The sequence below is a fragment of the Kitasatospora sp. NPDC097691 genome, from assembly GCF_040302665.1.
GTDB lineage: Bacteria > Actinomycetota > Actinomycetes > Streptomycetales > Streptomycetaceae > Kitasatospora.
In genome coordinates this window covers 56086-66191 of sequence record NZ_JBEORY010000053.1, presented here as the reverse complement: position 1 = coordinate 66191, position 10106 = coordinate 56086, and the positions used below count along the sequence as shown (strand labels likewise).

Below are 10106 nucleotides of genomic sequence, written 5' to 3'. Positions count from 1 at the left end.
GAACGGCCTGTACATCGTCGGCGACCGTTCATGGTCGATCGACATGCAGAGGTACAACTTCCAGTTCACGGGGCAGCGCGCCTACGCCATCAAGAACGGCGAACTCGCGGGCCAGGTCAAGGACTTCGCCTACCAGGCCACCACCACCGACTTCTGGGGTTCGATGGCGGCGGTCGGCGGCCCGCAGACCTACGTCCTCGGCGGCGCCTTCAACTGCGGCAAGGCGCAGCCCGGCCAGGTCGCGGCCGTCAGCCACGGCTGCCCGTCGGCGCTGTTCCGGAACGTCAACGTGCTCAACACCCAGCAGGAGGCGGGTCACTGATGACCGCGATGCAGCCCCACGAACTCGTCGAGCTCGCGCTCGGCCTCTCCCGCGCCGACGGCTGCGTGGTGATCGCCGACGAGGACTCCACCGCGAACCTGCGCTGGGCGGGCAACGCCCTGACCACCAACGGCGTCACCCGCGGCCGCCGGCTGACCGTGATCGCCACCGTGGCCGGCGCCGAGGGCACCGCCTCCGGCGTGGTCTCCCGCGACGCCGTCACCCCGGAGGAGGTCGAAGGCCTGGTACGGGCCGCCGAGGAGGCCGCCCGCGCGGCCGGCCCGGCCGAGGACGCCCAGCCCCTGGTCGCCGACCGGCCCGCGTCCCCGGACTTCACCGAGCCGCCCGCGGAGACCTCGATCGCGGTCTTCGACGCCTTCGGCCCCGCCCTCGGCGAGGCCTTCGCCCGCGCCGCCGCCCAGGGCGAGCTGCTGTACGGCTTCGCCCGGTACGAGCTGACCTCCAGCTACCTGGGCAGCTCCAGCGGCCTGCGGCTGCGCCACGACCAGCCCACCGGCATGGTCGAGTTCAACGCCAAGACCGCCGACCTGTCCGGCTCGGCCTGGGTCGGCGCCGCCACCCGGGACTTCACCGACATCGACGTCGCCGCCCTGCACGCCGAGCTGACCAAGCGCCTCGGCTGGGGCTCCCGCAAGGTGGACCTGCCGGCCGGCCGCTACGAGACGCTGCTGCCGCCCTCGGCCGTCGCCGACCTGATGGTCTACCTCAGCTGGTCCTGCGGCGGCCGGGACGCCCACGAGGGCCGGACGGTCTTCTCCAAGCCCGGCGGGGGCACCCGGATCGGCGACAAGCTCAGTGGGCTGCCGCTGACGCTGCGCTCCGACCCGCAGGAGCCCGGCCTGCAGGCCGCGCCGTTCGTGCTCACGCACTCCACCGGCGGGGACGCCTCGGTCTTCGACAACGGCGAGCCGGTCACCACCACCGAGTGGATCCGCGGGGGCGTGCTGAACGAGCTCGTCACCAGCCGGCACTCGGCCGGCCTCACCGGGCTGCCGGTGCGCCCGGCGATCGACAACCTCGTCCTGGAGACGGCCGACCAGGCGTCGGCACCGACCCTGGACGAGATGATCGCCCGCACCGGGCGCGGCCTGCTGCTCACCTGCCTCTGGTACATCCGCGAGGTGGACCCGGCGACGCTGCTGCTCACCGGCCTCACCCGGGACGGCGTCTACCTGGTGGAGAACGGCGAGGTCGTCGGCGCGGTCAACAACTTCCGGTTCAACGAGTCCCCGGTGGACCTCCTCGGCCGGATCACCGAGGTCGGCCGCACCGAGCACTGCCTGCCCCGCGAGTGGAGCGACTGGTTCACCCGCACCGCGATGCCACCCGTGCGTGTCGCGGACTTCAACATGAGTTCGGTCAGCCAGGCCTCATAGCCACTGACCAACGGGGGATACGAGAGACATGATGGACGAGAAGCGGCTGGCCAAGACGAGCAAGATGCTGTCCCGCATCCTGCGGCACGACCCCGACCGGGTGGGCATCACGCTGGACGAGGCCGGCTGGGTCCGGATCGACGTGCTGCTCGCCGCGCTGGCGGCCAAGGGCAACCGGCTGACCCGGGTCGAGCTGGACCACGTGGTGACCACCAACAACAAGCGCCGCTTCGGCTACTCGCCGGACGGTCTCTCGATCCGCGCGAACCAGGGCCACACGGTGGCGGTCGACCTCGGTCTGGCCGCCGCCGTGCCGCCCCACGTGCTCTACCACGGCACCGCCGACCGGCACCTCGCGGCGATCTTCCGCGAGGGCCTGCGTCCGATGGCCCGCCAGGACGTCCACCTCTCGGCCGACACCGAGACGGCGACCAGGGTCGGCGCCCGGCACGGCCGCCCGGTGGTGCTGACGGTGAACGCCGCCGCGATGACGGCGGCCGGCCACGAGTTCCGGGTCAGCGAGAACGGCGTCTGGCTCACCGACGCCGTACCGCCGCAGTACCTCTCCCGGCGCTCGTAGCCCGGCGCCCCCGACGCGCACACCCGACGGACACCCACAGCGCGCACGCCCGATGGGCCCGTCCGCTCCGCCGGACAGGCCCATCGGGCACCCGACCGGGTGGGTCCGCCCCACCCGGTCTCGTCGCCCCGACCGCCCGGGCGTACCGTGAGGAGGCCGCGCGGCCAGGCGCGCGGGTGCGTGACGAGGGCGGTAGGACACATGGGCAAGAGCGCCGAAGACAGCCAGGTCTTCCGGATCACGGGGGCGCGCAGCAGCCTGACCGAGGACGTCCGGGGGCGCCAGCGCCGCTACGTCGTCTCGATGCTGCTCCGCACCGTCTGCGTGCTGCTCGCGGTGGTGCTGTGGGACGTCCAGCGCTGGCTGGCGTTCGTGGCACTGGCCGGCGCCGTGCTGCTGCCGTACTTCGCGGTGCTGATAGCCAACGCCGGCCGGGAGCGGGCCCCGGGCCTGCCGAGCACCTTCGACATCCCCTCGGACACCCCGCTGATGCTGGGCCCCGGTGGGACGGGTGGGGCGGGTGCGACAGCCGGTGGAGGAGAGGCAAAGGCCGCTGCCACCGATCCTTCACAGGACGTGAACTGACCGTCCGTTTCACCCCGCTTCGCCCGCACCCCGCTCGGCGAAAGCTCAAAAGAAGCTCAGATTAATCATGCAAGACCTCCCCATCCGAGGGTCTTGGCGTGACATACTGCGTACGCGCTCCGCATCCCCCGTCGGAGCGACGGACCGACGCCGGGCAGCTCCCCCCGTGGCTGCCCGGCGTCGCCATGCCCGGATCCGGTCGTCCCGACCGGGCGTGACAGACTGGCGGTGCAGACTTCCCGCCTATCGCTGAGGACGGCCCGATGGACACCCCGCAGACGCCGATCTGCTCCGCCAAGGGCTGCCGGGCGGACGCCGGCTGGGTGCTGGTGTGGAACAACCCCAAGCTGCACACCCCGGACCGCCGCAAGACCTGGCTCGCCTGCGACGAGCACCGCGAGCACCTGTCCCAGTTCCTCGGCGTGCGCGGCTTCCTCAAGGAGGTCGTCGCCTTCGGCGACTGGACCCCGGAGCCCGGCACCCCCGCCTGACCGCAGGCCGTCCGCCCCCGGGCCGACCTCAGGCCGACCTCAAGCCGCCCACCGCGCCCGCTCGGCCGGTCCTAGCCGCCGATCGCGGACATCGGCCGCTCCGGCTGGAGGAACTCCGGGTCGTCGATCCCGGCCCCGGCCTTCTTGCCCCACATCGCCGCCCGCCACAGCGCGGCCAGCTCGGCGTCGTCCGCGCCGGAGCGCAGCGCCGTGCGCAGGTCCGTCTCCCCGGTCGCGAACAGGCAGTTGCGCACCTGGCCGTCGGCCGTCAGCCGGGTGCGGTCGCAGGCGCGGCAGAACGGGCGGGTGACCGAGGCGATCACGCCGACCCGGCCCGGGCCGCCGTCCACCAGCCAGCGTTCGGCGGGGGCCGCGCCCCGGCGGTCGGACGGCTCCGGGGTGAGCGCGAAGCGGGCGCGGAGCAGCTCCAGGATCTCCTCCGCGGTCACCATCGAGGTGCGGTCCCAGCCGTGCTGGGCGTCCAGCGGCATCTGCTCGATGAAGCGCAGCTCGTAGCCCCGCTCCAGGCACCAGGCCAGCAGGTCGCCCGCCTCGTGGTCGTTGACCCCGCGCATCAGCACCGCGTTCAGCTTCACCGGAGCCAGCCCGGCGGCCTCGGCTGCGGCGAGCCCGTCCAGCACGTCCTGGTGGCGCCGGCGGCGGGTGAGGGTGTGGAACACCTCCGGGTCCAGGGTGTCCAGCGAGACGTTGACCCGGTCGAGTCCGGCCTCGCGCAGCGCCGTCGCGGTGCGGGCCAGCCCGATGCCGTTGGTGGTCAGCGAGAGCTCGGGCCGCGGCTCCAGCTCCGCGCAGGCGGCGACGACGGGAACCAGCCCGGGGCGCAGCAGCGGCTCGCCGCCGGTGAAGCGGACCTCGCGGACGCCCAGGTCGCGCACGGCGATCGTGACCAGCCGGACGATCTCCTCGTCGGTCAGCAGGTCGGGCTTGGCCAGCCACTGCAGGCCCTCCTCCGGCATGCAGTAGGTGCAACGCAGGTTGCACCGGTCCGTGAGGGAGACCCGCAGGTCCACGGCCTGTCGTCCGAAGGTGTCGAGCAGCACGTGCGTCCTTCCCCGAGATGCGGCCGGCCCGGCCACCGTCACGGCGGGCCGGGCCAGCATAGTCATCGCGGAACGATCAATGGGCGCCCAGTCCGGTCAGTGAGCGGACCTCCAGTTCAGCGTACTTCGCCGGGTCGGGTCGTTCAGTGGACAGCAGGGTGCCGAGCCAGCCCGCGAGGAAGCCGATCGGAATGGAGACCAGGCCGGGGTTCTCCAGGGGGAACCAGTGGAAGTCGGCGTGCGGGAACAGCGATTTCTCGCTCCCGGACAGCACCGGGGAGAACGCCACCAGCACCACCGAGGAGATCAGGCCGGCGTAGACCGAGCTGACCGCGCCGACGGTGGTGAAGCGCTTCCAGAACAGCGAGTACAGCAGGGTCGGCAGGTTCGCCGAGGCGGCCACCGCGAAGGCGAGCGCGACCAGCGCGGCGGTGCTGAGTTTGCCGGCGTAGAGGCTGAGCACGATGGAGATCGCGCCGATCACCACCGCGGCCCACTTCGCCGAGAGCACCTCCTCCTTCTCGCTCGCCTTCCCGCGCCGGATCACGTTGGCGTACAGATCGTGCGCGAAGGAGGCCGAGGAGGCAAGGGTGAGACCGGCGACCACGGCGAGGATGGTGGCGAAGGCGACCGCCGAGATCACCGCGAGCATGACCGCCCCGCCGGTGGTCCCGACCCCGCCGCCGAGCTGCTCGGCGAGCAGCGGCGCCGCGGTGTTCCCGGACGGCGTCTTGCCCTCGACGGCCACCATGCCGCTGCGGCCGACCAGGGCCGCCGCGCCGAAGCCGAGCGCCAGGGTCATCAGGTAGAAGACGCCGATGATGCCGATCGCCCAGAGGACCGACTTCCGGGCCGCCTTGGCGGTGGGGACGGTGTAGAAGCGGACCAGGATGTGCGGCAGGCCGGCGGTGCCGAGCACCAGGGCGATCCCGAGGCTGATGAAGTCCAGCTTGGAGGTGTCGCTGGCCCCGTACTTCAGCCCGGGTTCGAGGAAGGCCGAGCCCTTGCCGCTCGCGGAGGCCGCCGCGCCGAGCAGTTCCGAGGGGTTGAAGTGGTACTTGGCGAGCACCAGGACCGTCATCAGCGCGGCGCCGGCGATCAGCAGCACCGCCTTGACGATCTGCACCCAGGTGGTGCCCTTCATCCCCCCTATCACCACGTAGATGATCATCAGCGCGCCCACCGCCAGGATGGTCCAGCGCTTGGCACCGTCCCCGGTGACCCCCAGCAGCAGCGCGACCAGCGCCCCCGCGCCGACCATCTGGGCGAGCAGGTAGAAGATCGACACCACGATGGTGGACACGCCGGCCGCGGTGCGCACCGGGCGCTGGCGCATCCGGAACGCGAGGACGTCCGCCATGGTGAAGCGGCCGGAGTTGCGCAGCGGTTCGGCGATCAGCAGCAGCGCGACCAGCCAGGCGACCAGGAAGCCGATCGAGTACAGGAAGCCGTCGTAGCCGTTGAGCGCGATCAGCCCGGCGATGCCGAGGAAGGAGGCGGCGGACATGTAGTCGCCGGAGATGGCCAGACCGTTCTGGAAGCCGGTGAAGCCGCGACCGCCGGCGTAGAAGTCGGAGGCGCTCCGGTTCTGCCGCCCGGCCCAGACGGTGATGACCAGGGTGGCCATCACGAAGGCCCCGAAGAGGGTCATCGTCAGGCCGCGGTGCTCGGTGGCGGAGCTGGACAGCAATGTCATTCGGCGGACTCCCGGGGGGCGTGGACGACGGCACCGTGCGCCTCGCGGATCGCGGTGGCGGCCGGGTCGATCCGCCGGTCCGCGTAGCGGGCGTACCAGGCGGCGATCGCGAAGGTGGTGGCGAACTGCAGCAGCCCGAGCACCAGGGCGACGTTGACGTGCCCGGCGACCCTGGCGCGCATCAGGCCGGGGGCGTAGCAGGAGAGCAGGACGTAGAGCAGGTACCAGAGCACGAAGCCGATGGTGACCGGGAAGGCGAAGCTCCGGAACGAGCGCCGCAGGGTACGGAACTCCTCGCTGTCGTCGATGAGTTGGACTTCCGTGGGGGCAGTGGTGATCGGCGGCGAATCCACTCTTTCTCCTCACTCCTTCGGCGTAGCTGGCACACAGGTGAACGATCGAACGTGAGGGGCGTCACATTTCGCTGACGCGCCGCGCAATGCTAGGAGCGTCGTGCCCGCACCGGGAAGGAGTTGACCGCGATCAGCCAGGCGTTCACCCCCTCGCGCCACCCGAATGGCCGAAAACCACCACCGCCGCCCCTCCGGACCACCCCCGTCCCACGCGAAAGGGGCGGCACCGACCAGCGGTGCCGCCCCTCTTGGCAATGCGTCAGAAGGCGATCCGGACCTTCAGCGCCGAGCGGTCGTCCATCGCCCGGTAGCCGTCCGGCACGCCGTCCAGGTCGACCGTGCGGTCGAAGACCAGGCCCGGCTCGATGGCCCCGGAGAGCACGTCCGGCAGCAGCTCGGGGATGTACGCACGGGCCGGGGCGACGCCGCCGTTCAGCGACACGTTTCGGCCGAACATCTGACCGATGTCCACGCCCGCACTGCCGCCGTGCGGCACCCCGACGTAGCCCACCGCGCCGCCGTCGCGGGCGATCGATATGGCCGTCCGCATCGACTCCTCGGTGCCGACCGCCTCCAGGACCGCGTGCGCGCCCTGACCCCCGGTCAGCTCCTTGACCGCCTCGATCGCGGCGTCCCCGCGCTCGGCCACCACGTCCGTCGCCCCGAAGCGGCGGGCCAGCTCGGTCCGGGCCGTGTGCCGGCCCAGCGCGATGATCCGGCCCGCGCCCAGCCGGTGCGCCGCCAGGACGCCGCACAGGCCCACCGCCCCGTCGCCGACCACCGCGACCGTCGCCCCCGGCCGCACCCGCGCCGAGACCGCCGCGTGGTGCCCGGTCGACATCACGTCCGACAGCGCCAGCAGCCCCGGCAGCAGCTTCTCGTCCCCGGCCGCCTCCTTCGGCAGCTTCACCAGCGTCCCGTCCGCGAACGGCACCCGCACCGCCTCGCCCTGGCCGCCGTCCGAGCCGACCTGCCCCCAGAACCCGCCGTGCGGGCAGGAGGTGTGCAGTCCTTCGCGACAGAAATCACACGTCCCGTCCGACCAGACGAACGGCGCCAGCACCAGGTCGCCCTTGGCGAAGCCGCGCACCTCGGCGCCGGCCTCCTCGACCACGCCCAGGAACTCGTGCCCGATCCGCTGCCCGGCCACCCGCTGGGCCACCCCGCGGTAGGCCCACAGGTCGCTGCCGCAGATGCAGGCGTTCACCACACGGAGCACCACGTCCGTCGGGTGCTGGATCACCGGGTCCGGTACGTCCTCGATCCGGATGTCGTTGGGGCCGTGGATCACGGTGGCACGCATGCGCTGTCCTTAGGTGGAACGAACTCGACCAGGTGTACGACACCCCCGTCGACCACTCTATTCCGGCCGGTCGGTCGGAACATTCCGGCCGGACCCCCGCGCCCCGCCCCTTATCCTGTTGGACCATGCAACCGATCCAGCCCGCGCCGAGGACCGCCCCGGTCCCCGCACAGCGCTCCGCCGCCCCCACCGAGGGCTTCGCGGTCGTCGACGTCGAGACCACCGGTCTCGGCCGTACGGACCGCGTCATCTCGGCGGGCGTCTACCAGCTGGACCCGGACGGCGAGGTCACCGACCACTGGTACACCCTGGTCAACCCCGAGCGGGACCCGGGCCCGGTCTGGATCCACGGCCTGACCACCGAGCTGCTCTCCACCGCCCCGACCTTCCCGCAGGTCGCCGAGGAGTTCGCCGACCGGCTGCGCGGCCGGGTGCTGGTCGCGCACAACGCGCTCTTCGACTGGAACATGATCTCCCGCGAGTTCTCCCGGGCCGGCCTGCACGCCCCGGTCGAGCAGCGGCTGTGCACCATGGTCCTCTCCCGCGACCTGCGCCTGCCGCTGCCCAACGGCAAGCTGGCCTCGCTCGCCGCCCACTTCGGCGTCCGGCAGCGCCAGGCCCACAACGCCCTGGACGACGCCCGGGTGCTCGCCGAGGCCTTCCGCCCCAGCCTGCACCTCGCCCGCCTCGGCGGCGTCCCGCTGCCGCTGCAGAACTGCGTCGCGGTCACCGACCTGGGCGAGGACGAGCCCGCCGCCCCCGGCCGCGCCTCCTGGACCGGCGCGAACTACCGCCAGGCCAAGAAGCGCCCGCCCTGCCCGCACCCCAACCCGGGACGCTGGCAGGACGGCAAGCCGCTGGTCCAGGGCATGCGGGTGGCCTTCACCGGCGACACCTCCACCGACCGCGAGCTCCTGGAGGACCGCGCCGTCGAGGCCGGCCTGCACATCGCGACCTCCGTGAGCCGCCTCACCAGCCTGCTGGTCACCAACGAACCGGACAGCTGGAGCGGCAAGGCCCGCAAGGCCCGCGAGGTCGGCACCCCGGTGGTCACCGAGGACGCCTTCCTGCAACTGCTGCGCGAGGTCGCCCCGCACCCCGGTGCGTGAGCCCGTTGTGAGGTCGGCGTACCGTTCCCATGTGTACCGTTTTCTGCTGACCCGCCAGTGGCTGATCACCATGCTGATCGCGCTGCTGCTGATCCCCGCGACGATCAAGCTGGGCTTCTGGCAGCTGCACCGCCACGAGGCGCGGGTGGCCCGGAACGAGCTGATCGGCAAGGCCCTCACGGCCGCCCCGGTCCCCTTCGACACCCTGTCGCCGACCCCGGGCTTCGCGGTCCCCAAGGACCTCACCTGGCGCACCGTGACCGCCACCGGCCAGTACGACGTGGCGCACGAGTTCGTGGTCCGCAAGCGGACCGACTCCAACGGCACCATCGGCTACTTCGTCGTGACCCCGCTCACGCTCTCCGACGGCAAGGGCACCGTCCTGATCAACCGCGGCTGGGTCGCCTCCGGCACCGGCGCCACCCAGTACCCGCCCGTCCCGGCCGCCCCCACCGGCGAGGTCTCCCTCACCGGCCGCCTGCGCGCCGAGGAGACCTACGGCGCCAGCGGCATCAAGGACCGCAGCGGCCTGCCCGACCGCCAGTTCAACCTGATCAACACGGACGAGCAGGCCAAGGAGAGCGGCACCCCCCTCCTCGGCGGCTACCTCGAGCTCGCCGCCACCACCCCGGCCCCGGCCGACCAGCCCGAGCTGATCCCCGAGCCCAACCACTCGGACATCGGCCCGCACATGGCCTACGCCATCCAGTGGTGGCTGTTCACGGCGATGATCCCGGTCGGCGTCTGGATCCTCGCCCGCCGCGAGGCCAAGGACCGCGCCAAGCAGGCCGCCGAACCCGAGACCGCCGCCGAACCCGTCCCGGCCTAGGGCCGGGCCCGCGCCGACGCCTGCGCCTGGCCCTGCACCTACGGCCGGAGCACGTCCTCCAGCTCCCGCAGCAGCCGCGCCTTCGCCCGCGCCCCCACCACCGACCGCACCGGCTGCCCGCCGCGGAACACCATCAACGTCGGCATCGACAGCACCCCGTACGCCGCCTGCGTCCGCGGGTTGTGGTCCACGTCGACGCTCACCACCCGCAGCCGGTGCGCCTCCTCCCGGGCGATGTCCGCCAGCACCGGGGCCATCATCCGGCACGGCGGGCACCAGTCCGCCGTGAAGTCCACCAGCACCGGCCCCTCGGCCGCCAACACCTCCGCAGCGAACGTCTCGTCCGTCACCGCCGGCACACCCACGATCTCCACCATCGC

At 72.4% G+C, this 10106-nt stretch carries 12 protein-coding genes; 7 read left to right on the top strand and 5 right to left on the bottom strand.

Annotation, left to right across the window (positions count from 1 at the left end):
• The 5 genes from ABTY56_RS29325 to ABTY56_RS29305 form a co-directional block, all read left to right on the top strand.
• Positions 1-322: metallopeptidase TldD-related protein (locus ABTY56_RS29325; RefSeq protein WP_350632295.1), on the top strand; the 322-nt coding region annotated here is incomplete at its 5' end.
• On the top strand, positions 322-1719 hold the full coding sequence (locus tag ABTY56_RS29320) for a metallopeptidase TldD-related protein (RefSeq protein ID WP_350632294.1): 1398 nt from the start codon (positions 322-324) through the stop codon (positions 1717-1719). The genes ABTY56_RS29325 and ABTY56_RS29320, both read left to right, overlap by 1 nt.
• 31 nt (positions 1720-1750) lie before the next feature.
• Positions 1751-2299: an RNA 2'-phosphotransferase gene (locus ABTY56_RS29315; RefSeq protein WP_350632302.1), complete on the top strand. Its 549-nt coding sequence runs from the start codon at positions 1751-1753 to the stop codon at positions 2297-2299.
• Between the two features lie 201 nt (positions 2300-2500).
• Complete coding sequence (locus ABTY56_RS29310; RefSeq protein ID WP_350632292.1) at positions 2501-2884, top strand: DUF3099 domain-containing protein; 384 nt, start codon at positions 2501-2503, stop codon at positions 2882-2884.
• Positions 2885-3147: 263 nt separating this feature from the next.
• On the top strand, positions 3148-3375 hold the full coding sequence (locus ABTY56_RS29305) for a hypothetical protein (protein ID WP_350632290.1): 228 nt from the start codon (positions 3148-3150) through the stop codon (positions 3373-3375).
• Between the two features lie 71 nt (positions 3376-3446).
• Here ABTY56_RS29305 and moaA read toward each other — a convergent pair whose 3' ends face one another.
• From moaA to ABTY56_RS29285, 4 genes are all read right to left on the bottom strand, one after another.
• Complete coding sequence (gene moaA, locus ABTY56_RS29300; RefSeq protein ID WP_350632300.1) at positions 3447-4436, bottom strand: GTP 3',8-cyclase MoaA; 990 nt, start codon at positions 4434-4436, stop codon at positions 3447-3449.
• 76 nt (positions 4437-4512) lie between these two features.
• On the bottom strand, positions 4513-6132 hold the full coding sequence (locus ABTY56_RS29295) for a monocarboxylic acid transporter (RefSeq protein WP_350632288.1): 1620 nt from the start codon (positions 6130-6132) through the stop codon (positions 4513-4515).
• Positions 6129-6485, bottom strand: a complete 357-nt coding sequence (locus ABTY56_RS29290) for a DUF485 domain-containing protein (protein ID WP_350632286.1) — start codon at positions 6483-6485, stop codon at positions 6129-6131. Before ABTY56_RS29290 ends, ABTY56_RS29295 begins: the two co-directional genes overlap by 4 nt.
• A gap of 259 nt (positions 6486-6744) precedes the next feature.
• The gene (locus ABTY56_RS29285; RefSeq protein WP_350632284.1) at positions 6745-7788 is read right to left on the bottom strand and encodes a zinc-dependent alcohol dehydrogenase family protein; all 1044 of its coding nucleotides are present in this window, start codon (positions 7786-7788) and stop codon (positions 6745-6747) included.
• A 125-nt stretch (positions 7789-7913) separates the two neighbouring features.
• Here ABTY56_RS29285 and ABTY56_RS29280 point away from each other — a divergent pair, with 125 nt between their 5' ends.
• Entirely contained in the window at positions 7914-8897 is a 984-nt protein-coding gene (locus ABTY56_RS29280; RefSeq protein WP_350632283.1) for a DEDDh family exonuclease, read from the top strand.
• A gap of 31 nt (positions 8898-8928) precedes the next feature.
• Positions 8929-9726: an SURF1 family cytochrome oxidase biogenesis protein gene (locus tag ABTY56_RS29275; RefSeq protein WP_350632281.1), complete on the top strand. Its 798-nt coding sequence runs from the start codon at positions 8929-8931 to the stop codon at positions 9724-9726.
• A gap of 38 nt (positions 9727-9764) precedes the next feature.
• On the opposite strand, the gene trxA is transcribed toward ABTY56_RS29275, so the two are convergent.
• Complete coding sequence (trxA, locus tag ABTY56_RS29270) at positions 9765-10103, bottom strand: thioredoxin (RefSeq protein ID WP_350632279.1); 339 nt, start codon at positions 10101-10103, stop codon at positions 9765-9767.
• Positions 10104-10106 lie beyond the last annotated feature (3 nt).